This window comes from Ruegeria sp. BHSC223, from assembly GCF_059613025.1.
This window is the reverse complement of record NZ_JBXWRR010000001.1, coordinates 405,835-429,639: the sequence shown is the minus strand read 5'-3', so window position 1 is coordinate 429,639 and position 23,805 is coordinate 405,835. Positions and strand designations below refer to the sequence as shown.

The window sequence follows — 23,805 nt, the reverse complement described above, 5'->3', positions numbered from 1 at the left end:
ATAGAAGCCCTCGGATGGGGTCGGAGCGAGCCATGGCGGCCTCACTGTCCGCCACTTGCCCCCGCGAAAGTGTTCTCCCGATCCGGCCACTACTGGAATTTGCCTTTGTTTTTGAAAGTTATTCCTAGGTAACTTTGCGCTGGCCTTTGCGCCTCTTACGCATGATGCCTCTGACCAGTTTGTCAGCGGCGTCCTTCGAATTTCAGGATGCTTTGTTCATCTTCGCTCCATAATGGCTTCGATGAACCAGAAATCCTCTGTTGATCAAAACCCTAAATCTGTCCGGCGAGAGCTGACGTCAGACAGCTTGATCCTCCATCTGGCTGAAAAGCCTACTTCAGGAAGGACCACTTCTCAGGGGGCAGACCACGTGCGCGGCCTGAAAGACGGTGTCACTGTCTTAGCTGAGACTGGTTCGAACTTGTTTGCCAGCACATTCGTTGGCGGAGTTGACAGGATGGTCCGGTTTCGTCGAACCGGGTTCGGTGCTTGCTCGTGTGTGGAATTCGGCGTTAGCTTGGGTCTCGAAGACCCCGATACACCGCCCATGTTTCGCCGGAACCTTACAGAGGGCTTCGATGTGGGCCATTCGGAACAACGGGAGAGACTTAATAGCCCAAGCAATACGACTTGGGTCTGATTACCTGACAGGATTACTTAATATATGGAGAATTGAGATGTCATTGGAATTAGACGCCGTCGTTTCGGGGTTAAAGTTTCCAGAAGGCCCCGTGGCGATGGATGACGGTTCAGTCCTTTTTGTCGATATCGAGGCCCAGTTGCTCAGGCGGTTGAAGGCGGACAATTCGCTAGTGGATGTCGCGGAGCTTCCTGGTGGGCCAAACGGGACGGCGATCGGTCCTGACGGGGCGGCTTATATCTGTAACAACGGCGGGGTGTATTCTTTTGAGAGATTTGATCCCTTGGCGCCGCCCGGTTCTGGTAAGACACCCGATCCAAAGCGCGAGATCACAATTCCCAGTCCCAAGCGCCCGGAATATCAGGGCGGGTCCATACAGCGAGTCGATCTGGAGACCGGTGAAGTCAGGACCCTCTATTGCAAGTATAAGGGCAAATGCCTGATTGCCCCGGATGATATCGTTTTTGACGCGAATGGTGACTTTTGGTTCACCGACACCGGCAAACAGGATGGCATGACCAGCGAGTCCGGAGCCGTTTACTTTGGGACCATCGACGGCAAGACGCTGAAACGCGTTGCAGCCGTACCCACGGCGAATGGGATCGGCATCTCGCCCAAGGGGGACAAACTCTATGTTTCTGATACGGTTTTCGGCCGGCTTTGGGTCATGGACATTGTGGGCCCCGGAGAGCTGGCTCCCGGGCCTTTGCCTGGAATGCCGGGGAATGTCGTACAGACATTGCCGGGCTACCAATGGCTCGACAGTCTCAAGGTCGAAGCCGACGGGCGCGTTTGCGTCGGTACGATATTCAATGGCGGGATCACGATCTTCACCCCCGATGGCAAGACCGAGCACCTCCCGGTAAATGACTTGTTCACGACCAACCTCTGCTTCGGCGGCGCCGACATGCGTGATGTCTGGATTACGGCGTCGAGCACAGGAACGATTTACAAGACGAGATGGCCACGCCCAGGGCTGAAACTGGCATTTACGGCTTGAGTGCCGTAAGCCGCCGGGGCTTCGGGTTCTTGGTGGGGTTTGACCGGAATTGGGCCAGCATGCAGAGTAGCCGAGTCACCATCAACCATGTTAACCTAAGTTAACATGGTTGATGCTGCCGCACCCCTCGCGAACGCGCCGAAACACCTGGCCGAGCGTCGGTTGGTCTCGGTACTGTTTACCGACATGGTCGGATACACCGCGACAATCGAAAAGCTGGGCGAAGACAAGGCCGTTCACTTTGCGCGGATGCTCTATGAGATGCTCACCTCCGTCGTTCAGGAGCACGGCGGCGCGGTAAGAGGTTTTGCCGGTGACAGCATCATGGCTATTTTTGGTGTGCCCGTTGCACTTGAAGAGGCCGGTCTGAAGGCCTGCCGGGCAGCCATGGCGCTTCAACAGGCGTTTGCAACGGCAGGCGACACGATCGAGGCTCGCTTTGGCGTGCGCCCGATCATGCGCGTCGGCGTATGCTCGGGAAACGTTGTTGTTGCGGCGGTGGAAGGTGAAAAAGGCGAACTGACTGCGGTCGGAAACACCGTGAATCTGGCCTCGCGTATCCAGTCCCTGGCGCCAGAGGGCGGTTGTCTGATCTGCGACAACACCCGGCGGCTGGTCGAATGGCGTGTCGATCTGAGCTTTGAAGGCGAATTCACCGTCAAGGGCGTTACAAAGCAACAAAAACTCTGGCGCCTGCGATCAATTCGCGACGGGGCCACCCGGTTTGATGCGTCGGTGGGGCGGGGTTTAACCCGGTACATCGGTCGCCAGATCGAGCTTGCCACCGTGGCCGAAGCGTTCGAAGCGAGTGCGACGGGGCTGCGAGTGGTCGATTTTGTTGCCGAACCCGGATTGGGCAAGACGCGCCTGATCTTCGAGTTCCTACGCAGCGATAAATCGAAGCCAGCAAGAATTTTCACTGGCCACTGTACCTCGGACGGTCAGCAGGTGCCGTTCCTACCGTTCATTGAGCTTGTGCGCAATTCGTTCCGTATACAGGAGGAAGACGAACCTGAGGAAATTGGCGAAAAATTGCAGGCAGGTCTTGAGCGCAGGCAGCTTTATTCGGAAGAGAATCTTGGTCTGTTGATGAACCTTCTCGGGCTCTCGCCGCCAGAGGGGGCGCTTGACGGTCTGGACGGTGTTCTCGTGGGGTTGCGTACGCGCGATCTGTTGCCGGCGTTGCTCAAGGCGCAATGTAATCTGGGACCCGTGATCTTGTTGGTCGAGGATATCCATTGGATCGACAGCGCGTCCGAGGACTTGCTGCGCAAGCTTATTGCCGACAAGGAGTTCGTAAACCTGATGATCCTGACCACCCGGCGGCCGGAATACCTGCCGGACTGGCACACGAATGAGGTCGTGCAGACCGTGGCGCTAAAGCCGCTTTCTCGGGATGATATCCGCGACCTGCTGCAAAGCCGTTTGCAGGTTGAAACGTTGCCTGACGACCTCATTCGAGAGGTCGTCGAACGTTCGGGAGGCAATCCTCTCTTTGGCGAAGAAATCCTGATCTACCTCATCGAACAGGGTGCGTTGAAAATCGTTGATGGGCGGGCTGAGTATGATCCCGAGGCGGGGATGAGCGCATTGCCGTCCAGCATGCAAACCCTTCTTTCGGCGCGGATCGAACAGCTTCGCCCCGAAGATCGCGCGCTATTGCAAGCGGCCGCCACGATCGGGCGGCAATTCGACCCCGGCCTGCTGTCCATGGTCGTACAGGATGCCGATCAGACCGGCGCGGCGCTTGAACGACTACAGGCCCTTGATCTGGTGCATCGCAGAGAGAATTCGTCGGACTACATGTTCAAGCACGTGCTTCTCCGTGACACCGTGTATCAAAGCCTGCTGACGGATCGCCGGGTTGAATTGCACCTGATCATAGCCGAGGCGTTGGAAAAGCGTAATGCCAATCGGTTGCCGGAAACTGCTGAAACGCTGGCCCATCACTATTCGCGAACAGAACGGACAGACCTGGCCTTTCGGTACACGGCGCTTGCCGGGGCCAAGTGTCTTGGAACATACTCGCACGATCAGGCCAATCGCTACTTTGCGACGGCCTTGCAGCTGTATGAACAGGATCCGGATTGTGCCAGCGATGCCGCTTTTGCCGAGTTTCTGGGCAATTTCGCGCTCTGTTCGAATATCTCTCTTGATATCATGACCACGATCAACCTGGCCCAACGCATCGGGCCAGTGCTGGACAGGATCGGTGACACTGGCGATCATGTTCTGTTCCTGCACCACTATGTTTCCTGCCTGGTCTGCAATAGTCAGTTTCACGAGGCATTGAGGGTCCAGCGGGAATTGACTGAAATGGCCGCGCGTCTTGGCGATCCTAAATCGCGCGCTTATGCCATGGTGAACGAGCTTTCCGTCGCTATCTATTGCGCGCCTATTCCCAATGCCGAATTCGAGAGCAAGAAAAGGGCAATCGAGGCGGCTCTGGCAAAGTTCGACGATGCCTATCTACAGAATTTCTTTCTGGCCACCGTCGGGTGGAACGAGTTGACCCGCGGGCGGGTCGTCGGCGCCCGTGAAACAGCCGAACGGATGATCGAGTTCGGCAAACGAAACAATGACCCACGTGCGTTGGGTTATGGCACCGCGATGAAGGCATTGGTGGCGGTTGTGACCGATGATCACGAGACGGCGCTGAAACTGTCCGAAGAGGCGCTGAGTTTGTCGAGAGCTGAATTCGAGACTGCGATCGCCGAGTCGTCACGCGTGGCCGCTCTGGTTGCGTTGGAGCGCCCCGGCGCCCTCGAGGCGGTGCAGGAATTTGTCGACAAGAGCGCGACTGATGGCTGTACACTGTTTAGCGGCGTGCCGCAGACCATGCTGGGTGTGGGGTTGGCGATGCAGGGGAAGGTCGCCGAAGGCTTGCAACAGATTCAGAACACTATCGACCGACGCGAAGCGGAAGGGATGCAGATCGGCGCGGATTGGAACAGGCTTTTCCTGAGCGAGGTTTACCTTCAGATCTTGTCCGGCGAGGGGGGGGCATCGCTGGGTGTATTGTTGAGAAATTTCCGCTGCTTGGCAGGCGTGATGCTTACCGGGGAAAAACAGATCAAGGCGCTGATAGACAAAGCGCGGCAGAACCCACAGTTTGATCGGGACGGTCACTATTTTGCTAGAGGTGAAATGATACTGGGCTTGCTTTGCAAGACCAAGAAGCGCAACCAGCAGGCGCTTGATCATCTTGAAACGGCCCATCGTCTGATCGCGCCGACCGGCGCCTCTCCAATGCTTACCAGGATCGAAGAGGCGCTGGCTGAACTTGCAGCCTAATCCGAAAGCTGGGCCAGATAGCGGATAGCGGGCAGGCTGGGTAACAGGGTATAGGCGCCGCCCCGCGCGATCACGAATCTGGGAAACCCGCTTAGCCTGATATGGCCGCCGTTGCGCAAGGTCAGATCAAAGACGCTGGTTTCAGGCACATTTGCGCCTAACAGAGGGTCATTGCTTCCAGTAATTCTGGGGTCTTGCAGGCCAAAGTTAATCCAGTCGCACATCACCGCCTCGAACTGAGCCCCATAGTTGGCGCCAATGAAATTGCCAAGCAGGCCGTGCTCGCCTGTTTCCGGGTCGGGACCATAGGACATTCCGCGTCGGACAATGCGGCGGGAGTAGTTCGACACACGTTGCACGATGGGGCCGCCGCGAGGGTTGGCCCGTCGCATGTGAGCCCCGGCGGGGCATCGCGACGCGAGCGTATAGTCGTAATTCGTCAGGGACAGATCTCCCTTCTCATCTGAGTCTGGCGACAATTCATAGGGTGTACCATTGCGCCAGCGCCCGCACATCTGCGCGGCAACCACCTCGCGCAGGGCATCGTGCCGGCTCATGCCGCCGCAGATATTCGCCTCGGCCCCCTCGGACAAAAGCTCGAACTGCTTGGGGTGTTTCTCCAGCTTAGTCGCGGCTTCGCTCAGGTAAGTCTCGAAGGCATCGGTTTTCTGCTGCAAGACCCGGAACGCGTTGAAGGAACAGTCGTGAAACACCTCCTTGGGCTCTGGGATTGCGAATTCGACACCCTCGAAATGTGTGGGATAGCCCAATAGCGCGATGCCCAGCGGGTCCTTGGGTTCGTCTACGTTGACCATGTCGGGGTCGAAGATATGTCTGAAGCGCGGTTGGGAAATGCTGTCTCGATAGCCAAAGAACACCTTGCCATCGGGCAGGTTGCGACCATCGCGAACGCCAAGAATGGTGAAGGCCTTCGCCACCTGCTTTTCGACCGGCTCGAAATTCTCAACATCGTTGGAATAGATCGACGCCACGATATGGATACGGTCGGGCTGGTCGAACGGGCTCGGCCAGTTCTCGGGCGCGCTGTCGCCGAAATCACCCAGCTTGACTGCGCGCTTTGCCATTCCCTCGGCATATTCAGTGGGAAAGGTGGCAAGCTGGCTTGCTGGCAGACCCAGGGCCCGCAAACCTTCGAACGTGATCCCGATATTGAAACAGACCTCGGGGGCGGGGGGCGCCCAATTGGCCGAACGAGTTATGCGCGGGACAGTCTTGTCTGTGCCATCGGCCGAAGCGGCCAGGAACCGCCTCGCTGCATCCTTGTTGGTGACTTCCAGAATGAGGTGGCGGACGTTGTTGTGTTTGTAGCCCCTCAGGATATTGCCCTGGACCTTTTCGGCGTCAAAATCGTCTTCAGGATTAATGTTGGACATCACCATCCCACCCCGAGTTTGTTTCTGATCTGTGCCGCCGAATAGCCGGGATACCCGCGATAACCGCCACCAAGCGAGATATTGCGGTTCGAATGCAGTTGGAGGATCAGCGAGCGAGGAAGCGATTGCAGCGCATGTGGTGGGTCGTTTGGTTTGCGGCCAGCCTGCACGTCCTGGAGGGCGAACAGGTCAAACGGATAATCAGGTGCTTGAAACAGGTCGTGCGCGCGCACCCAATCAATGAAAGCTTCGACATTCTTCTCGCAAGGATAAAGCTTGTCGCCGCCCTCGACCTCTTTCATCAGGGCGTCGAAAACGCTGCCGATCGTCGCAATGAAGTCGCGGATATAGTTGCTGAAATCCCCGTCATAGACCGAGATCATGCAGATATAGTCCTCGACCAGAAGGAACCGGGCAGAATGCACAGTGCCCACGTTGTCGAGACCGGCAAAAATCTCGTCAACGTTCTGGGCCAATGCCATGACTGCCTTTGCCCGACCGATCGGCGACGTGTCCCTGAGCGGCATCAGCAGGTTCATCATTCGCTGAGTGCTGTCACTGGGCTGTGGCGAGGGGCGTGGTCCGCCCGGAAGTTTAGGTCTGCCCTCTCGCCAGACCCAGTAAGGAACAACCACATATTTCGAAAGGAACTTGAACCAGCCACGTTCCGGCAAGCTGTTGACATACCGGTTCAGCCATCCGCCGTCGTCGTTCATACCTTACCCTTTCACGCCACTGAAGGGGCAAGGAATACCGCCCCGCCGATTGCTGGAATACTCGTATACATCCTTGCGGATTCTCAGGATTGGATCACCCGATGGTTCTATCCCTGGAGTAAGATGCCAGGGATTGAAACTTAGCTTCTCGGAATGCGCCTCCTGATCCTCTGGCACATGGTTCAGGGTCAGTGTCCCCATCATGACCCGCTTACGGTGCGGCGGCCACTGCTGGGTGGAGTCGTTAAAATCGTCACCTTCTTCGCCGATGTGCATGACGAGGGAAAACCGCTCGGTCCGATCACCCGCCAGGCGGTCTATCAGGTCTTGTTTCAGGTAATCGTCCTCTGGCGGTTTCAGCGGGTCGGTGTTCAAGACACCAGCAATTGGCGACCACGAAAACCGAACCCAGCGCGTCTCTTCTTCCTTACCGGTCACCACGAAGGTGTGCACCGCATGATACATGGCGCGTACGTAGCTTGTCGGGGCACCGATCGAAGAGGCATCGATGACCGCAGGCTGTGCCCAGACATGTTCATTCGCAAAGGCAATCGCTTTCTCGTTCGGCCGTTCTGTCTGACCCGGATAGGGATCCGGCATCGGTAATTCCAATCGCAGGTAGTCCTTGATCTTTTGCCAAGGCGTTTCGCGCCGACAGCGAACGGGCCGCGCAGCAAGAGCGAAATCGAGGAACTTCTTGGGCGTCGGTGCGAAAAACACTGGAAGTGTCATGGCAACCAGGTCGGTGGATTTGCCGTCGGTGAGATGAAATCGGACTGCCATTCCTCGCACGTCCGACCAACCGTCATGCTCGGCCACAACACCCATCCCGTTTGAAAACCGGACATCGACAGGAATGCCCTCTGGTTGGGAAGGGGGATGGAAATGCTCTGCGATACAGAAATCGCGGGCGACCGGCGACGGGATGAAATGCCCGGTTGCGCCAATGCCGACTGTGTGGACAGGCCGTCTTTTGGTACTGCCGCCACGAATATCAAGCGCCTCGACAATGTCTTTGACAAGCTTCGGGTCAGCCATCGGTTTCCTCCGCTTGAGGGAAAGGAATAAACAAAATCTGTGGTGTGTTCACTAACCTATACGAAAAAGCCGAAGTTCGAGACTCTTTTTCTCGGGGCTGGAGATGAACCCGAATGCGCACTTTCATCTGGTCTCGAAACCCGTTTCAGGCGCATGGGGAAGGCAGCAGATCGTTTGCTATCTCGACCTGCCGGGCCACCCGCGTGGGGCTCGCACGCTACGCGATGTGCTTCTAGCGCGGCACTCATGATCGGGGCCTGCCGCGGCTCCCAAGGTTCAACTGGCGATACGTGCCCCTTCGGTGCTGAACAGCAGTGTCCGCGCCGTGTCATAGTCGATCCTGACCTCGGCGCCGGGGTCGATCTCGTATTGACCAAAGACACGCACGGTGAACCGGCTGTCCCGGCCCAGGTCGATCATCACGTTGGTGTCACCACCCAGCTTCTCGACATGCATCACCTGGCCCGACAGCGGGCCGGTGTCGCCGATGCGGGCATGTTCGGGTCTGATGCCCAGCGTGGCGCCCACCGGCCCGCCCACCCGGTCGGCGGCCACGAAATTCATGGCCGGCGACCCGATGAACTCGGCGACAAAGCGGTTGGCGGGGTTGTTGTAAAGCTCAAGCGGGCTGCCCACCTGTTCGACCCGGCCGTCGCGCAGCACCACGATCTTGTCGGCCAGCGTCATCGCCTCGGTCTGGTCATGGGTGACATAGATCATCGAGGCGGTCAGTTGCCGGTGCAGGTTGGCGATCTCGATCCGGGTATTCATGCGCAGGGCGGCGTCTAGGTTCGACAGCGGTTCGTCGAACAGGAACAGCTTGGGCTTGCGCACGATGGCGCGGCCGATGGCGACGCGCTGCCGCTGGCCGCCCGACAGTTCGGACGGGCGCCGCGCCAGATAGGCCTCGAGCGACAGCATCCGCGCCGCCTCGGCAATCCTGCGCTCGATCTCGTCCCTGGGATGGCCCGCCTGTTTCAGACCCAGCGCCATGTTGCCGTGCACGGTTAGATGCGGGTAGAGCGCATAGGACTGGAACACCATGGCGATGCCGCGCTTGGCCGGGGGCACGGTGTTGACCACCTGGCCACCGATATCGATGCTGCCCGAGGTCGCCTCTTCCAGCCCTGCGATGACCCGCAGCAGGGTGGACTTGCCGCAGCCCGAGGGGCCGACAAAGACGACGAATTCGCTGTCCTCGACGGTCAGGTCGATATTCTTGAGGACATCGACCGGGCCGAAGGATTTGCACACATTGCTCAGGGTCAGGGCGGTCATGTCAGTCCTCTCTCAAATCCACGGGGGCGCCGGTGCGGATGCTGTGATCGGCGGCCAGGCAGATGCGCAGCGATTGCACCGCATCGCTCATATGTCGCGTCAGGTCGATATCCTCGGCGATGGCGCGCAGCATATAGGCCTGTTCGGTATCGCAGAGCTGCTGGTGGCCGGGTTCGCCCGCCAGCTCGATCAGGGTGTCGTTGCCCGGGCGGTGCACCAGCAGTCCGCCCACGCGGGTATGGCCATCGACATCGTCCGAGGCGCCCTTGTTGCCGTCGGTGATCGACACCGCGCCATTGGGGCTGATGATATCCTTTACGAAAAAGGCAGTTTCCGACATCATCGGGCCCCAGCCTGCCTCGTACCAGCCGACCGAGCCATCGGCGAACACCACCTGGAACTGGCCGTAATTGTACATGTCGGGCGCGATCTCGTCGCTGAGCCGCAGACCGATGCCGTTGACCCGCACAGGGGGCGCATCGGTGATCTGGCACATCACATCGACATAATGCACGCCGCAATCGACGATCGGGCTGGTGGTCTGCATCAGCGCCTTGTGGGTCTCCCATGTGAGGCCGTCCGATTGCTGGTTCAGGTTCAGGCGAAACACATAAGGCCCGCCCAGCGCGCGCGCCTCGGCGATCAGCCGCTGCCAGCTGGGATGGTGACGCAGGATATAGCCCACCACCAGCTTGCGCCCGGACCTGGTCGCGCAGTCCACCACGCGGCGGGCATCGGCCACGGTGGTGGCCAGCGGCTTTTCGACAAAGACATGCGCGCCCGCCGCCATCGCCGCGCAGGCGAAATCGGCATGGCTGTCGGAATAGGTGGCGATCACCACCAGATCGGGCCGTGTCTGCTCCAGCGCCGCATGGAAATCGGTAAACACCGAATAGGCCTGCAAATCAGGGTGGTCGGTCACGCCCGAGCGGTTCACGAGGCCCACGATCTGCGCCTGAGGGTGGTGGTGATGGGCCAGCGCATGGCTGAGGCCCATATTGCCGAGACCGGCGATCAGGACACGGGTCATTTGACGGCTCCACTTGTGATGCCGCGGATCAACTGCCGCGAGAAGATGACATAAAGGACCATGACCGGCAGGATCGCCATGCTGAGCGCCGACAGGACCGCGTTCCAGTCGGTGACGAACTGGCCGATGAAGACCTGGCTGCCCAGTGTCAGGGTTTTGGTTTCCTCGGCCGGGGCCAGGATCAGCGGGAACCACAGATCGTTCCAGATCGGGATCATGTTGAACACCGCCACCGTTGCCATGGCGGGGCGCACCAGCGGCAGCACGAGGCGAAAGAAGATGGTGTATTCGCTCAGCCCGTCGATCCGGCCCGCGTTCTTCAGGTCGTCGCTGACCTGGCGCATGAACTCGCTGAGGATGAACACCGCCAGCGGCAGCCCCTGCGCGGTATAGACCAGGATCAGCGCCCAGAGCGTGTTGACCAGCCCGCTGGCCACCATCAGCTCCAGAATGGCGACGGTACCGATGCGGATCGGGATCATGATCCCCAGCGCCAGATAGAGGCCCATCAGCGTATTGCCCCGGAACCGGTATTCGCTGAGCGCAAAGGCCGCCATGGCCCCGAACATGAGGACAAAGAACAGCGAGGCCACCGTCACGATCATCGAGTTCTGGAAATAGAGAAAGAAATCCCCCTGTTTCATCACCGTCTGATAGCCGATCATCGAGAAACTGTCGGCATCGGGCAGGGCCAGCGGCTCGCGAAAGATCGCCTTGCGGGTCTTGAAGCTGTTGATCAGGATCACAAAGACCGGGAACAGCGCGATGCAGGTATAGAGGATCAGCGCTCCATGCATGGCAAGGGTATTGGCGGGGTTGCGGCGGGCCTTGTTCATCTCTTGCTCCCCTCAGAACTGATAGCGGCGGATCCGGGTCTGGATCGCAAAGAGATAGACACAGACCCCCAGCAGGATGATTGCGAACATCGCGGTGGCAATCGCCGAGCCCATATGCGGATCGCCCAGTTGCAGCTGAAAGCCGAAGAAGGTGCGATACATGAAGGTGCCCAGGATATCGGTGGCGAAATTCGGCCCCGCCAGCGCGCCCTGTGCTGCATAGATCAGGTCGAAGGCGTTGAAATTACCCACAAATGTCAGGATCGAGATGATGCCGATCGAGGGCAGGATCAGCGGCAGCTTGATCTTCCAGAAGGCGGCCATGCCGGTCAGCCCCTCGACTTCGGCGGCCTCCAGTATCTCTTCGGGGATCGACAACAGCGCGGCATAGATCAGCATCATCGGGATGCCCACGAACTGCCAGACCGAGATCAGCGCCAGCGTGGTCAGCGCGTATTCCTCCTTGCCCAGCCAGGGCGCGAACAGCGATTTCAGGCCGATGGCGTCCAGCATGTCGGGGGCGATGCCCCAGATCGGGCTGAGGATCAGTTTCCAGGCAAACCCCACGATGACAAAGCTGAGGATGGTCGGAATGAAGATGGCCGAGCGGTAAAAGGCGGCAAAGCGCAGGCGCGGATGGCTGAGGATCGCGGCCAGCGCGATGCCGATCGGGTTCTGCACCAGCATATGGATGAAGAAGAACCAGAAATTGTTGCCCAGCGCGTTCCAGAACGCCCCCGACCAGTTCGGATCGCCAAACAGGCGGCGGAAGTTGTCGAGCCCGACAAACACCCGCACCTGATCCGCCTCGCTGTAAAGAGCGAGCCGCAAGGTATTGAAAAGGGGGAAGATCATGATCGCGGTATAGACCAGCACAGCAGGTGCAAGAAAGACCACGACATGCCATTTGATCCGGCTCGCGCCCATGGTATGCCTCATCCGGTCGGGGCCGGCCCCGTCAGGCGGAACCGGCCGATTTCAGGTTACTTCTGCGGGTCGTACCAGCTGGCCAGACCGTCCTGCAGCCGCTTGCCGGCATCCTCGGGGCTTTCGGCGCCCTTGATCACCTGCACCGAGGCGTTCCAGGTCTCGTTTTCCAGGTTCGGCGTGCCGCGCGACAGGATCTGATAGGTCGAGCGAATGGTCGAGCCGCATTCGCCACGCCAGCTGACGAATTCCTGCGCCAGCGGGTCCTGCATCGGCACATCGAAACTCGACAGCGAGAAGAAGCCGGGCAGGGCGTTGGCATAGATATTGGCAAACTCTTCGGAGCCGACCCAGTCAAGGAAGGTTCGCGCGGCCTCGGGATTGGGCGAGGCGGCATTCATGCCGATCGCGATATCGGTATGGTCCGAGATATAGCATTTGTCGCCCGCATTCTGTACCGGCGGCTTGAAGGCGCCCATCTCGAAATCGGCCTGTGCGTTGAAGCCGGTGATCTCCCAACTGCCGGCGGGATAGATCGCGGCGCGGCCCAGGGTGAACAGGTTCTGGCTGTCGGGATAGGTCTGCGCCTCGTACCCGTCGCCCAGATAGCCGCCCCATTTGGCCAGCGCGCGATAGGGCGCGACCCAGGCCTCGTCGGTCAGCTTCTGTTCGCCGTTGATCAGCGCCAGGCGGCCTTCCTCGCCCTTCCAGTAGTTCGGGCCGATATTGTTATAGCCCATGGTGGCAGCTTCCCACTGGTCGTTGGTCCCCATCGCCATCGGGATATAGCTGCCGTCCGCCTTGATCTTCTCCAGCACGTCAAAGAACTCGGCCTCGGTCTCGGGCACGGTCAGCCCCAACTCGGCAAAGGCGTCCTTGTTGTAGATAAAGCCATGGATGACCGAAGCCATCGGCACGCAGAAGGTGGCGGCGCCATCATCGGTCTGCCAGGCGGATTTCGCCACATCCGAGAAATTGGCCATGCCGCCGAGGTCGCTCAGGTCGGCCAGGTGGCCGTTCTGGTAAAGGCCCAGCGAGGTGTCGAAGGGGCGGCAGGTGATCAGGTCACCGGCCGAACCCGCATCGAGCTTGGCGTTCAGCACGGCATTGTATTCCGCCGGGGCCGAAGGGGTGAACTTGACCTTGATGTCGGGATGCTTGGCCTCGAAGGCGGGAATGATCTTGTCCTGCCACAGGGTCAAGTCGTCGTTGCGCCAGCTTTCGATGGTCAGGGTCGTTTCCGCCCAGGCCGCACCGCCAAGCGCGGTCGATGCCAAAAGAATGGCGCTCAATACTCTGGTTTTCATGTATTTTCTCTCCCTTGGTTTGTGCTTTTTTCGAGTTCCGCCAATGCCGGGCGCAAATGACCTCCGGTCCGGTTCAGCAATGCGCTTGCCTGTTCTCGTGTAGCGGCACCGGCGGCGATCAATACCGCTTCCTTGACGTGACCGCCGGCCAGGTCGAGCGCCTGCCGGGGCGCGGCGCCGGGAACGATCCGTTCAACGATGCCCAATGCGCGCTGGCGCAATTTGTCATTGTCGGCGATCAGGTTGACCATCATGCCGTCGTGCACATGGCCCAACCGCATCGCCATCAGCGTCGAGATCATGTTCAGAACCGCCTTTTGCGCCGTTGCCGCGCCCAGCCGGGTCGATCCGGCGATCACTTCGGGCGGGGTGGGCAGATGGATGGCGCAATCGGCCTGCGCCAGAAGGGGCGTGCCGGCATTGTTGGCTATCGCCACGATCCGCGCGCCGGATGCGGCTGCGATACGGGTGAACGCGATTGGATAAGGTGTTGTTCCACTTGCGGAAAGCGCGATCACAACGTCGCCGTTTTTGACCCCGCGCGCGGCCTTTTCGGCTGCTTGCACATCGTCCTCGGTATGGCCGGGCATGGCGGCCGTCACGGGGACGCCACCGGCCATGTGGATATGGATGCGCTCGGGCGCGATGCCGAATGTGCCGGGCAACTCAACGCCGTCTGCCAGCCCCATCAGCGCCGACGAACCGGCTGCTGCATAGTGGATGTCGCCGCCGGTTTGCAGGGCCTGCGCAACGAGTGCTGCTGCCGCGTCGATCTGCGGCAGACAGGTTTGGATGACGCCGAGCGCGCTCTGCTGGCCGTGAAGTAGCAGGGCGAGAATCTCGGGGCCGGGGCGGGTGTCCAATCCCCGTGCCTCGTCTCGCAATGTCTCGGTCTGCGGCAGCATATGATTCCCCTGTGGCTGGTGTATCTAATACCTATTTAATACCTTTTGTCTACCTCCTTCCGGCTGTAGGCCGTATATCTGCCGCAATCAGGCGAAAATCATGCAAAGCATCGCACAAAGGTCTTTATTGGCATTAAAAGGTATTATAAAGGTATTGCATGCGTGAGTCTGGCTTTCCATATCTGATTGCGGTCGATGGCGGGGGAACCTCCTGCCGGTTTGCCTTGCAGGCGGGCGCCATTCGGCACGAACTGCGCCTGGGCAGCGCCAATGTGTTTTCCAATCGTACCGGGGCCTTGGCCACCTTGAGCGAGGGGTTGGCGCGGCTTGTGGTTCAGGCGGGTCTGCCGACCGATAGCCTGGTCGACATTCCGGTCTTTGCAGGGCTTGCCGGCGTGATCGACAACACTGCGGCCCAAGAGGTCGCCGCCGCCCTGCCGTTGCGCCATGTCGAAGTGGCCGATGACCGCTTGCCTGCCGTGGTGGGCGCGCTGGGGGAGCGAACCGGTTGCCTGATCGGCGTCGGGACCGGCTCTTTTCTGGGGCGTCAGGATGCCGATGGCATCCGCCTGATCGGCGGCTATGGCTGGTCGCTGGGTGACGAGGCCTCGGGCTGCTGGCTGGGCATGGCGCTGTTGCGCCGCTGCCTGTGGGCGCAGGACGGGCTGGAGGCGGCCACGCCGCTGGTCGCGGCCCTGGGCGCCCGGATCGGAGCGGGCAGCAATGCCATCGTGCGGTTTTCGGCCGAAGCCGGGCCTGTCGATTACGCGGCGCTGGCACCCATGGTGGTCGAGGCCGCCGAGGCGGGCGATCCGCTGGGGCAGGCGCTGATGCGGGCAGGGGCCGACTATCTGTCCCGCGGACTGCACGCGCTTGGCTGGCAGCCGGGCGAGGCGATCTGCGCTCTTGGCGGCCTGGCCGGGCGCTATACACCATTCCTGCCTGCGGACATGTCCGCTGCGTTCACCCCCGCGCGGGGAACGGCGCTGGATGGCGGGCTGGAACTGGCCCGCCGGCTGGCGGAACGCAGCGCGAGGGGAGCGGCATGAGCAGCGATACCGTGGAAACCATCGAGACCTATCTGCGCCCCGGCGCCTGGGTCGAGGACGCGGCGGGGCCGCTCTATGTGCGGCTGCGCAAGCGGATCGAGCAGAGCATCGACAGCGGTTTGCTGGCCAAGAGCGCGCCCTTGCCGGGCGAGCGCGAGATTGCCAGCCTGACCGGCCTGTCGCGTGTCACCGTACGCCGGGCGATGCAGGAACTGGTCGATCGCGGCATCATCGTTCAGCGCCAGGGTTCGGGCAGTTTCGTGGCCGATGCCGCGCCCAGGGTCGAGCAATCATTGTCACACCTGACCTCGTTCACCGAGGATATGGAGCGGCGGGGTCTGAACGTCACCAGCGAATGGCTGACGCGGGGCGTGTTCATTCCGTCCCCCGAAGAGGTGATGGCGCTGGCGCTCAGCTCGGGTGAGGAGGTCGCGCGCGTCGCACGTCTGCGCCGTGCCGACGGGCGTCCCATGGCGATCGAACGGGCCTCGCTGCCGACCGATATCCTGCCGGATCCGCAGGTCGTCTGCTCGTCGCTCTATGCGGTGCTTGAACGTGACGGCAACCGCCCGGTGCGGGCGCTACAACGGATCTCGGCGGTCAATCTGGGAGCAGAGGACGCAGCGCTGCTGGGGGTGGAACCCGGTACGGCGGGGCTTCGCATCATTCGCACCTCGTACCTGCCGAACCGGCGGGTCATCGAGTACACCCGCTCTCTTTACCGCGCGGACGCCTACGATTTCGTGGCCGAACTGCGCCTTGGCAACAGCTAGGACTGATCATGACCCAGCATATCACGCGCATGCGGCGCGAGATCGACGAAATCCCCGAGGCGGTGCAGCGTCTGCTGGACCACGGGGCGCAGGATGTGGCCCGGGTGGCCGCCGTGCTGCGTCTGCGCGATCCCCTGTTTATCGCGACGGTGGCGCGCGGCTCGTCCGATCATGTCTGCACCTATCTGAAATATGCCGCCGAACTGCTGCTGGGTCTGCCGGTCGCCTCGATCGGCCCGTCGGTGGCGTCTGTCTACGATGCGCGGCTCAGGCTTGAGCGGGCGCTTTGCCTGTCGGTGTCGCAATCGGGCAAGAGTCCCGATATCGTCGCCATGGCCCGCAATGCAGGGCGCGATGGGGCGCTGAGCGTGGCGCTGACCAACGATGCCGCTTCGCCCCTGGCCGGGGTCAGCGATCATACGATCGACATCCATGCCGGGCCCGAACTGAGCGTGGCGGCGACCAAGACCTTTGTCACCTCGGCGGTGGCCGGGCTGATGCTACTGGCCGACTGGGCCGAGGATGAGGGGCTGCGCGCCGCACTTGGCAACCTGCCTGAAACGCTGGCGGCGGCCAGCCGCATCGACTGGCCCGAGATGCGCGCCGCCATCGGGGCGCGGCCCTCGCTCTTTACCCTGGGTCGGGGCACCGCGCTGGCGGTCTCGAACGAGGCCGCGCTGAAGTTCAAGGAAACCTGCCAATTGCATGCCGAGAGCTATTCCTCGGCCGAGGTGCTGCACGGACCTGTCTCGATCGTCGAGGAGGGGTTCCCGGTGCTGGGCTTTGCCGCGGCAGATGCCGCCGAGGCGCCGCTGGCCGAGATCGCCGACCAGATCGCGGCCAAGGGCGCCACCGTGTTTGCCACCACCGGGCGGGTCAGCCGCGCGCATGCGCTGGACCATGTGCGCAGCGGCCATCCGCTGACCGATCCGCTGACCCTGATCGTATCCTTCTATGCCATGGTCGAGGCCTTTGCGGCCGAACGGGGCATCGACCCGGACGCGCCGCGCCATCTCAACAAGGTGACGGAGACGGTATGACCCTTGCCCTGTCCGGAGCCCGAATCCTGACGCCCGAAGGCGTTGTCGAGGGGCAAGCGCTGCTGGTCGAGGCGGGCCGGATTCTGCGGGTCGTGCCCGAAGGAGAGACCCCCGCCGGGGCACGGCATCTGCGACTCGAAGGGGGGTGGCTGGTCCCCGGTTTCGTCGATCTACAGGTCAATGGCGGCGGGGGCGTGATGCTGAACAACGCGCCCTCTGTCGACACTTTGCGCCGGATGTCCGAGGCGCATGGCCGGATCGGGGCGACCACCATCCTGCCGACGCTGATCACCGATGCTCCGGGCGTGGTGTCCGCCGCCATCGCGGCGGTCGAGGCGGCAGTGGCCGGTGGCGTGCCGGGGATCGCGGGCCTGCATCTGGAAGGGCCGCACCTGGCCCTCTCGCGCAAGGGCGCCCATGACCCGGCGCTGATCCGTGTGATGGAGGAGGAAGATCTGGCGCTGCTGCTGGAGGCGGCGCGGCGGCTGCCTCTGCTCAAGGTCACGCTGGCGACCGAGAGCGTGACGTCGGAGCAGATCCGCGCGTTGACCGCGGCCGGGGTGCTGGTGTCGCTGGGTCATACCGATGCGCGTTTCGAGGACTGCCGCGCAGCGGCAGATGCGGGGGCGGCCTGTGTCACCCATCTGTTCAATGCACAAAGCCAGATGGGCAATCGTGAACCGGGCGTGGTGGGCGCGGCACTGGCGCTGGGGGCGCTGTCGGCGGGGATTATCGCCGATGGCATCCACGTGCATCCCGCCTCGCTGGGCAATGCGATCCGGGCCAAGGCCGGTCCGGGACGGGTGTTTCTGGTCAGTGATTCCATGGCGACGGCGGGATCCGATATCGATGCGTTCACCCTCAACGGGCGCGAGATCCGGCGCAGCGGCGACCGGCTGACACTTGCCGATGGAACCCTTGCCGGGGCGCATCTTGAGCTGGCGCAGGCGATACGCAACGTATTGGCCATGGCGAGGCTGGATGTGGCCGCGGCGGTCGGCATGGCCACGCGCTCGCCTGCCGATCTGATCGGGCGCGCGGACCTGGGGCGGCTTGCGCCCGGCGCGCGGGCTGATCTGGTGCATCTGGACGATCAATTGGCGCTGCGCCGGGTGTGGCGGGACGGTCTGGAGATCGGCTGAGACAAGTCGTGGAACAGGGCGCTCCCGCCCGTCGTTGGGGTTTTCTGACGAAAACCCCGCCTCCCGTTGGGCCGGGCGCCGTGCTGCGCACGGCGCGGGGGCTTTGCCCCCGAGAGACAAAATTCGACGAATTTTGTCTCCTCCCCCGGAGTATTTCGGGCGAAATGAAATACGTGTCAGGCCGGATGCAGTGAGACCGGCAGGCCGTTGAACGCGGCATTGCCGCTGAGCGGGTCGGTGCGGCGGTCGTCGGTCAGGTCGTTGATCGAAACGGTCCGGTTTTGCGTTGCTGCCGAAAGGTGGCCTCCTTGCTGGCCCCAGCCCTGGGGGATGGAGACGACGCCCGGCGCCATGGCCTCGGTCACTTCGACAGGCAGGGTGACCGTGCCGGCCGCGCTGGTAACGCGGGCCTGCGCGCCGTCGGCAAGGCCGAGGCGGGAGGCATCAGCCGGGTTCACCTCGACCGTACAGCGGTTGCGGCCCTTGACCAGGCGCGGGCTGTTCTGGGTCCAGCTGTTGTGGCTGCGTGCCTGTCTCCGTCCGATCAAGAAAAGGGGACGCGCGGGATCGGGGGTGTCGCCGCTGGCCAGCAGGCGTGGCAGGTCGTCCATAAAGGCTTGGGGCGCCAGGTCGAGACGTCCCTCCGGGGTCTCCAGCCGGTCGGTCAGGTTCGGCTTCAACGGACCCAGATCGCGCGGGCGGCCTGTCTGTTGCAGCGTTTCGAGCGAGACATTGTCACCATGGAACCCCTGCGCCAGCAGCACCGCGAGCACCTGATCGGGCGCCGGGCCGATCTGGTTGGCGCCGGTCAGCTTTGCGGTCAGTCGGGCAATGACCTCCCATTCGGGCGGATTGCCTTGCGGCGGTGCAAAGATCGGGGTCGCATAGCCCACCGTGTTGCGCACCGCAAACGTGTGGAACACCATGTCATAGACCGTCTCTTCGAGCGCCACGGTACCGGGCAGAATCAGGTCGGCGTGCCGGGTGGTGTCGTTTACATGAATGTCGAGCGACATCATGAAATCAAGCCCCTGAAGCGCGCGTTCGATGCGCCGCCCGTTCGGCGCGGTCAGCACCGGATTGCCCGCCACGGTCACCAGCGCGCGGATCTGGCCGGGGCCGGGTGTCTCGATCTCTTCGGCCAGCACCGAGACCGGAAATTCGCCATTGTAGAGCGGCTGGCCCGACACCCGCGAGCGCCGCTCGGGATAGTGGCGCGCCTTGCCCTTGCGCGAGGTCATGCCGACATAGTCCACCGCCGGGGTGGTGAACATGGCGCCGCCTTCGCGGTCGAAATTGCCGGTCACGATGTTGAGCGCGTTGGTGGCCCATTGGCAGAGCGTGCCAAAGCTTTGCGTCGAGGCGCCCATGCGGGCGTAACAGGCGGCGCGGGGGGCGGCGGCGAAATCGCGGGCCAGCTGGCGGATGGTGTCGGCACCGATCCCGGTGGCCTGGGCGGCGCGTTCGGGGGTGAACGGGGCGACAGCGGCGTTCAGCCGGTCCAGTCCATCCGTCAGTGGTTCCAGGTGGCGCAGGCGGGCAGGGCCGTCCGACAGGATCACATGCAGCATCGCCATCAGCAGCCAGGCGTCGCTTTCGGGGCGGATGAAGTGATGTTCGCCCGCGCGCTCGGCGGTCTCGGTCCGGCGCGGGTCGATCACGACGACCCGGCCACCGCGGGCCTTGATCGCGTCGATGCGGCGGCCATAGCCCGGCGCTGTCATCATCGAACCGTTCGAAACCACCGGGTTGCCACCGATGATCAACAGGAAATCGGTGCGGTCGATATCGGGGATCGGCATCAGCATCGGGTGGCCCAGCATGTGGATCGAGGCGACGTGATGGGGGATCTGGTCGGCGGTGGCCGAGCTGTAGCGATTGCTTGTGCCGATCGCCTTGACCAGCGCGGGCAGGTTCAGAAGGTTGCCGAATTTATGCGCGTTGGGATTGCCCAGATAGACGCCCACCGCGTCGCGGTCATGGGCGGCCTGCACGGCGCGGATACGCTCGGCGGCATGGTCAAACGCCGCCTCCCAGCTGATTTCCTCGAAATCGCTGCCGCGTTTGAGCAAGGGTTTGGTCACCCGGTCGGGATCGGAGCGGAAATCCTGCAAGGCGACCGCCTTGGGGCAGATATGGCCGTGCGACAGCGGATCCTCGGGATCGGGACGGATCGACAGAACGTCGTTGTCGTCATGTGTGATGATCAGGCCGCACATGGCCTCGCATATGTTGCAGCTGCGATGCTGGACACGCGGCTGGGTATGAGGGGCGGACATGCGGCGCTTCCTTGCTGGGGACTGGACGGAAAACGGGCGCCCGAAACCTTCGGACGCCCGCGATTTTCAGGTCTTATTCCTCGTGGACCTTGGCCCAGCCGCCATTCTCGACCTTGAGAACATAGACCGAGTCCGCGCCCTGGTGATCGTCGGGGCCATAGTTGATATGGTTGCCGACCAGATCGTCCTGATAATCGAGCGTTTCCATCGCGGCGATGAAGCTTTCATGGGTCAGATCGGGGCCAGCGGCCTCGAGCGCCATGACCATCTGCTGGGCCGCGGCATAGCCGAGCATGGCAAAGCCTTGCGGGTCTTCACCGGTTGCGGCCTTGTATTCCTCGATGAAGGCTTTCGGGGCGGGCTCGTCTGCGCGCGCCCACAGGTCCTGCCAGCTGGCTGCGGCATAGAAACCCTCGGTCACGCCGCCCGGAACCTGTGCCACCACGGTCAGGAAGCTGGCCGAGGTCCCCATGAATTGCATGTCGGACAGGCCCATCTTCTTGGCGGTGCCGACGATGGTGATCGCCTGACGTACGCCCAAAGCGATCGTCACGATCTCGCAGCCCGATTCCTTGAGTTTGCTGAGCGAGCCCACGAAATCGGTCTCATCCGGCTTGTGGGTGGTCTCGGCGGCAAAGGTCAGACCCGCTTCCTCGACCCCGGCCTTGGTGCCTTCAAGGATCTCCTTGCCAAAATCGGTGGGCAGATACATGGTGCAGACATTCTTGGCCCCATGTGCGCTGGCCAGATACTTCACGCCCACCCGGCTCTGGTCGAAATAGCTCGAGAACGAGGTGAACTTGTTGCCCATCGGTTCCTGGATCATCTGACGCGCTGCCGACAGCGGGGCGATGTTCGGAATGCCCATCGGATCGATCAGCTTGAACCCGGCTAGGTTCATCGGCGTGCCCAGGTTTTGCATCATCGCAAAGACCTTGTCGCGGTTCAGCAGCTTGTTGAAGCCCTGCATCGCGCGCGGCATCTGATAGCCGTGGTCCTCGACCACATAGCGGATCTGGCGCCCATGCACGCCGCCGGCGGCATTGACCTTGTCGAAATAGACATTGGCGCCCTTGGTGGCGGGCACGCCCACGGCGGCGAAGATGCCGCTCAGGTCGTTGACCGCGCCGATGACGATTTCGTCATCGGTCACACCCTGAGTTTCGGCGCTCGCCAGCCCCGCCGCCGCAGTCAGCGCGGTGGCCGCCAGCAGACCCTTGATCATGTTCTTCATCATATTCCTCCCTTTGGATGGCCCTGTTGTTATTTGTACATATCTTCGATGAGATGTGCGTGTTTCTTTTCGACAAAACTGCGTTTCAGTTTCATCGTCGCGGTCAGCTCGTCGTCTTCGGCGGTCAGCAGCACGTCGATCAGGCGGAAATCCTTGATCTGCTCGACCCGCGCGAATTCCTTGTTCACCTGTGCGACCTCGGCCGCGATCAGCTCGCGCACCTCCTTGGCGGCGCAGAGCGAGGCGAAGTTCGAAAACGGCACTTTGCGATCCTGCGCGAATTTCTCGACGTTTTCCTGGTCGATCATGATCAGGCAGGTCAGGAACTTGCGCTTGTCGCCGACGATCACCGCGTCCGAGATGTAATGGCTGAATTTCAGCCGGCTTTCGATCTCGGCGGGGGTGATGTTCTTGCCCCCGGCGGTGATGATGATGTCCTTGAGCCGCCCGGTGATGGTGACATAGCCATCACCGTCCATCCGTCCGATATCGCCGGTGCGCAGCCAGCCGTCGTCGGTAAAGCTTTCGGCGGTCTTTTCGTTGTTGCGCCAGTAGCCCTTGAAGATGTTGAGCCCCTTGACCTGGATCTCGCCGCCCTCTGCTATGCGCACCTCGATGCCGGGAACCACCTTGCCGATGGTGCCGATCCGGTTTTCTTCGGGCGTGTTGATGGTGGCGATCCCGGCGGTTTCGGTCATGCCGTAGCCTTCGACCAGCGGCACGCCGATGGCCCAGTACCATTTCAGCAGCTCGGGCGAGATCGGCGCCGCCCCGGTGCCGCCCCGTCGCATCTTGTCCATGCCCAGCATGCGGCGCAGGTTGCGCAGCACCAGCCTGTCCCAGAGCCAGAAATTGGCGGCCACACCGGCGGGAACCGGTTTGTTTTCAATCAGGTATTGCGCGCGCTTCATGCCCGCGCGCAGCGCCATGCCAAAGGCCGCGCGCCCGCTGGGCGTGGCCTCTTGCGCCAGGATCAGCACCTGGGAATAGATCTTCTCCCACACCCGCGGTACCGCGGTGAAGGTCGCGGGCGAGACCTCTTGCAGGTTGGCAAACACCGTCTCCGGGCTTTCGGCAAAGTTCACCGTGCATTTGGAGGCGAGCGGGAAATAGATCGACACGTCGCGTTCCAGGATGTGACAGAGCGGCAGAAAACACAGCTGCTCGTCAGTCTCCTCGGTCGGCAACCTGTGGGCGCCCGCCTCGATTCCGGCCATGATGTTCTCGTGCGTCAGCATCGCGCCCTTGGGCATGCCGGTGGTGCCCGAGGTATAGATGAGCAGCGCCACATCCTCGGGCCGGGTCAGGGCGATCTCGGCCTCGAACGCGCCCGGCTCTTCCTTTTCCGCCTCTCGGCCGATCTCGTAGAGCTTGTCGATCATCAGACAGCGGGGATGGTTCAGGTCGTGCAGCCCTTCATCCTCGAGGATGATGACATTGAGCAGGCCGGGAACCTCGCCCTCGATCTGCAGATACTTGTCCAGCTGTTCCTCGTTCTCGGCGATCAGGAACCGGCTGTCGCTGTCGTTGATCAGGTATTTCAGCTGGCTGGCCGAGTCGGTCGTATAGACCCCCGAGGCGATGCCGCCGACGGCCTGAATGCCCATGTCGAACCAGGCCCATTCCTTGCGGTCCTCGCTAAGGATCGAGACGACCTCGCCGCGTTTCAGCCCCAGCTTGCGCAAGGCAAGGCCGATCCATTTGGCATGCTGCCAGTAATCGGCCCAGGAATAGGATTTCCAGATGCCGAAATCCTTTTCCCGATGCGCGGTGCGGGTGCCCAACTCGGCGCAGCGTTTCTGGAACAGGGCCGAGATCGTGGTGGTACCGTCCACCAGCACCGGGCGCTGGCCCGGCGTGGCGTTGAACGTGACCCCGTTGATCACGGTCTGGGCGGGCAGGGTGCGTGTATCCATCTTGTCC

The 23,805-nt window shown here is 61.8% G+C and carries 18 protein-coding genes; 6 read left to right on the top strand and 12 right to left on the bottom strand.

Annotation, left to right across the window (positions count from 1 at the left end):
* Positions 1-677: 677 nt before the first annotated feature.
* Together AC2FNY_RS02095 and AC2FNY_RS02090 are read left to right on the top strand one after the other, a co-directional pair.
* On the top strand, positions 678-1,640 hold the full coding sequence (locus AC2FNY_RS02095; RefSeq protein WP_234136635.1) for an SMP-30/gluconolactonase/LRE family protein: 963 nt from the start codon (positions 678-680) through the stop codon (positions 1,638-1,640).
* 105 nt (positions 1,641-1,745) lie between these two features.
* Positions 1,746-4,934 (top strand): ATP-binding protein, encoded by a 3,189-nt coding sequence (locus tag AC2FNY_RS02090; RefSeq protein ID WP_234162523.1) that lies wholly within the window; start codon positions 1,746-1,748, stop codon positions 4,932-4,934.
* On the opposite strand, the gene AC2FNY_RS02085 is transcribed toward AC2FNY_RS02090, so the two are convergent.
* From AC2FNY_RS02085 to AC2FNY_RS02045, 9 genes are all read right to left on the bottom strand, one after another.
* Entirely contained in the window at positions 4,931-6,328 is a 1,398-nt protein-coding gene (locus AC2FNY_RS02085) for a Dyp-type peroxidase (protein WP_496801482.1), read from the bottom strand. The genes AC2FNY_RS02090 and AC2FNY_RS02085 overlap by 4 nt on opposite strands.
* On the bottom strand, positions 6,328-7,044 hold the full coding sequence (locus AC2FNY_RS02080) for a hypothetical protein (protein WP_234166639.1): 717 nt from the start codon (positions 7,042-7,044) through the stop codon (positions 6,328-6,330). The genes AC2FNY_RS02085 and AC2FNY_RS02080 overlap by 1 nt, the downstream gene beginning before the upstream one ends.
* 3 nt (positions 7,045-7,047) lie before the next feature.
* Entirely contained in the window at positions 7,048-8,082 is a 1,035-nt protein-coding gene (locus tag AC2FNY_RS02075) for a catalase (RefSeq protein WP_234166638.1), read from the bottom strand.
* Positions 8,083-8,358: 276 nt separating this feature from the next.
* Positions 8,359-9,360: an ABC transporter ATP-binding protein gene (locus AC2FNY_RS02070; RefSeq protein ID WP_496801481.1), complete on the bottom strand. Its 1,002-nt coding sequence runs from the start codon at positions 9,358-9,360 to the stop codon at positions 8,359-8,361.
* Between the two features lies 1 nt (position 9,361).
* Positions 9,362-10,390 carry a Gfo/Idh/MocA family protein gene (locus tag AC2FNY_RS02065; protein ID WP_496801480.1) on the bottom strand — a complete coding sequence of 343 codons (1,029 nt, stop codon included), beginning with the start codon at positions 10,388-10,390 and terminating at the stop codon, positions 9,362-9,364.
* Positions 10,387-11,226, bottom strand: coding sequence for a carbohydrate ABC transporter permease (locus tag AC2FNY_RS02060; RefSeq protein ID WP_234136642.1), 840 nt, complete (start codon positions 11,224-11,226; stop codon positions 10,387-10,389). Before AC2FNY_RS02060 ends, AC2FNY_RS02065 begins: the two co-directional genes overlap by 4 nt.
* A 12-nt stretch (positions 11,227-11,238) precedes the next feature.
* Positions 11,239-12,153, bottom strand: coding sequence for a carbohydrate ABC transporter permease (locus AC2FNY_RS02055; RefSeq protein WP_496801479.1), 915 nt, complete (start codon positions 12,151-12,153; stop codon positions 11,239-11,241).
* Between the two features lie 56 nt (positions 12,154-12,209).
* Positions 12,210-13,460, bottom strand: a complete 1,251-nt coding sequence (locus AC2FNY_RS02050; RefSeq protein ID WP_496801478.1) for an ABC transporter substrate-binding protein — start codon at positions 13,458-13,460, stop codon at positions 12,210-12,212.
* A complete protein-coding gene (locus AC2FNY_RS02045) occupies positions 13,457-14,365 on the bottom strand; it encodes an N-acetylmuramic acid 6-phosphate etherase (protein WP_496801477.1) in 909 nt (302 codons plus the stop codon). The genes AC2FNY_RS02050 and AC2FNY_RS02045 overlap by 4 nt, the downstream gene beginning before the upstream one ends.
* 158 nt (positions 14,366-14,523) lie before the next feature.
* Between AC2FNY_RS02045 and AC2FNY_RS02040 the strand changes: the two genes are divergently transcribed.
* The 4 genes from AC2FNY_RS02040 to nagA are packed head-to-tail and all read left to right on the top strand — an operon-like array spanning position 14,524 to position 18,369.
* A complete protein-coding gene (locus AC2FNY_RS02040; RefSeq protein WP_496801476.1) occupies positions 14,524-15,414 on the top strand; it encodes a glucosamine kinase nucleotide-binding domain-containing protein in 891 nt (296 codons plus the stop codon).
* Positions 15,411-16,187, top strand: coding sequence for a GntR family transcriptional regulator (locus tag AC2FNY_RS02035; protein WP_496801475.1), 777 nt, complete (start codon positions 15,411-15,413; stop codon positions 16,185-16,187). The genes AC2FNY_RS02040 and AC2FNY_RS02035 overlap by 4 nt, the downstream gene beginning before the upstream one ends.
* An 8-nt stretch (positions 16,188-16,195) precedes the next feature.
* The gene (locus AC2FNY_RS02030; RefSeq protein WP_496801474.1) at positions 16,196-17,227 is read left to right on the top strand and encodes an SIS domain-containing protein; all 1,032 of its coding nucleotides are present in this window, start codon (positions 16,196-16,198) and stop codon (positions 17,225-17,227) included.
* Positions 17,224-18,369, top strand: coding sequence for an N-acetylglucosamine-6-phosphate deacetylase (gene nagA / locus AC2FNY_RS02025; RefSeq protein ID WP_496801473.1), 1,146 nt, complete (start codon positions 17,224-17,226; stop codon positions 18,367-18,369). Before AC2FNY_RS02030 ends, nagA begins: the two co-directional genes overlap by 4 nt.
* Before the next feature lie 176 nt (positions 18,370-18,545).
* Here nagA and AC2FNY_RS02020 read toward each other — a convergent pair whose 3' ends face one another.
* The 3 genes from AC2FNY_RS02020 to AC2FNY_RS02010 all read right to left on the bottom strand — a co-directional run bounded on the left by AC2FNY_RS02020 (position 18,546) and on the right by AC2FNY_RS02010 (position 23,798).
* Positions 18,546-20,648 (bottom strand): molybdopterin oxidoreductase family protein, encoded by a 2,103-nt coding sequence (locus tag AC2FNY_RS02020; protein ID WP_496801472.1) that lies wholly within the window; start codon positions 20,646-20,648, stop codon positions 18,546-18,548.
* Between the two features lie 73 nt (positions 20,649-20,721).
* Complete coding sequence (locus AC2FNY_RS02015; protein ID WP_234136650.1) at positions 20,722-21,882, bottom strand: ABC transporter substrate-binding protein; 1,161 nt, start codon at positions 21,880-21,882, stop codon at positions 20,722-20,724.
* Between the two features lie 29 nt (positions 21,883-21,911).
* Positions 21,912-23,798, bottom strand: a complete 1,887-nt coding sequence (locus AC2FNY_RS02010) for an AMP-dependent synthetase/ligase (protein ID WP_234136651.1) — start codon at positions 23,796-23,798, stop codon at positions 21,912-21,914.
* Positions 23,799-23,805: the final 7 nt, after the last annotated feature.

What these genes read in the sequence shown, in the direction of transcription:
- AC2FNY_RS02030 (WP_496801474.1), top strand. Translation starts at nt 16,196, where the DNA reads ATGACCCAGCATATCACGCGCATGCGGCGCGAGATCGACGAAATCCCC.
- AC2FNY_RS02035 (WP_496801475.1), top strand. Translation starts at nt 15,411, where the DNA reads ATGAGCAGCGATACCGTGGAAACCATCGAGACCTATCTGCGCCCCGGC.
- AC2FNY_RS02090 (WP_234162523.1), top strand. Translation starts at nt 1,746, where the DNA reads ATGGTTGATGCTGCCGCACCCCTCGCGAACGCGCCGAAACACCTGGCC.
- AC2FNY_RS02075 (WP_234166638.1), bottom strand. Translation starts at nt 8,082, where the DNA reads ATGGCTGACCCGAAGCTTGTCAAAGACATTGTCGAGGCGCTTGATATT.
- AC2FNY_RS02010 (WP_234136651.1), bottom strand. Translation starts at nt 23,798, where the DNA reads ATGGATACACGCACCCTGCCCGCCCAGACCGTGATCAACGGGGTCACG.
- nagA (WP_496801473.1), top strand. Translation starts at nt 17,224, where the DNA reads ATGACCCTTGCCCTGTCCGGAGCCCGAATCCTGACGCCCGAAGGCGTT.
- AC2FNY_RS02050 (WP_496801478.1), bottom strand. Translation starts at nt 13,460, where the DNA reads ATGAAAACCAGAGTATTGAGCGCCATTCTTTTGGCATCGACCGCGCTT.
- AC2FNY_RS02085 (WP_496801482.1), bottom strand. Translation starts at nt 6,328, where the DNA reads ATGTCCAACATTAATCCTGAAGACGATTTTGACGCCGAAAAGGTCCAG.
- AC2FNY_RS02095 (WP_234136635.1), top strand. Translation starts at nt 678, where the DNA reads ATGTCATTGGAATTAGACGCCGTCGTTTCGGGGTTAAAGTTTCCAGAA.
- AC2FNY_RS02060 (WP_234136642.1), bottom strand. Translation starts at nt 11,226, where the DNA reads ATGAACAAGGCCCGCCGCAACCCCGCCAATACCCTTGCCATGCATGGA.
- AC2FNY_RS02065 (WP_496801480.1), bottom strand. Translation starts at nt 10,390, where the DNA reads ATGACCCGTGTCCTGATCGCCGGTCTCGGCAATATGGGCCTCAGCCAT.
- AC2FNY_RS02015 (WP_234136650.1), bottom strand. Translation starts at nt 21,882, where the DNA reads ATGAAGAACATGATCAAGGGTCTGCTGGCGGCCACCGCGCTGACTGCG.
- AC2FNY_RS02045 (WP_496801477.1), bottom strand. Translation starts at nt 14,365, where the DNA reads ATGCTGCCGCAGACCGAGACATTGCGAGACGAGGCACGGGGATTGGAC.
- AC2FNY_RS02070 (WP_496801481.1), bottom strand. Translation starts at nt 9,360, where the DNA reads ATGACCGCCCTGACCCTGAGCAATGTGTGCAAATCCTTCGGCCCGGTC.
- AC2FNY_RS02040 (WP_496801476.1), top strand. Translation starts at nt 14,524, where the DNA reads ATGCGTGAGTCTGGCTTTCCATATCTGATTGCGGTCGATGGCGGGGGA.
- AC2FNY_RS02020 (WP_496801472.1), bottom strand. Translation starts at nt 20,648, where the DNA reads ATGTCCGCCCCTCATACCCAGCCGCGTGTCCAGCATCGCAGCTGCAAC.
- AC2FNY_RS02080 (WP_234166639.1), bottom strand. Translation starts at nt 7,044, where the DNA reads ATGAACGACGACGGCGGATGGCTGAACCGGTATGTCAACAGCTTGCCG.
- AC2FNY_RS02055 (WP_496801479.1), bottom strand. Translation starts at nt 12,153, where the DNA reads ATGGGCGCGAGCCGGATCAAATGGCATGTCGTGGTCTTTCTTGCACCT.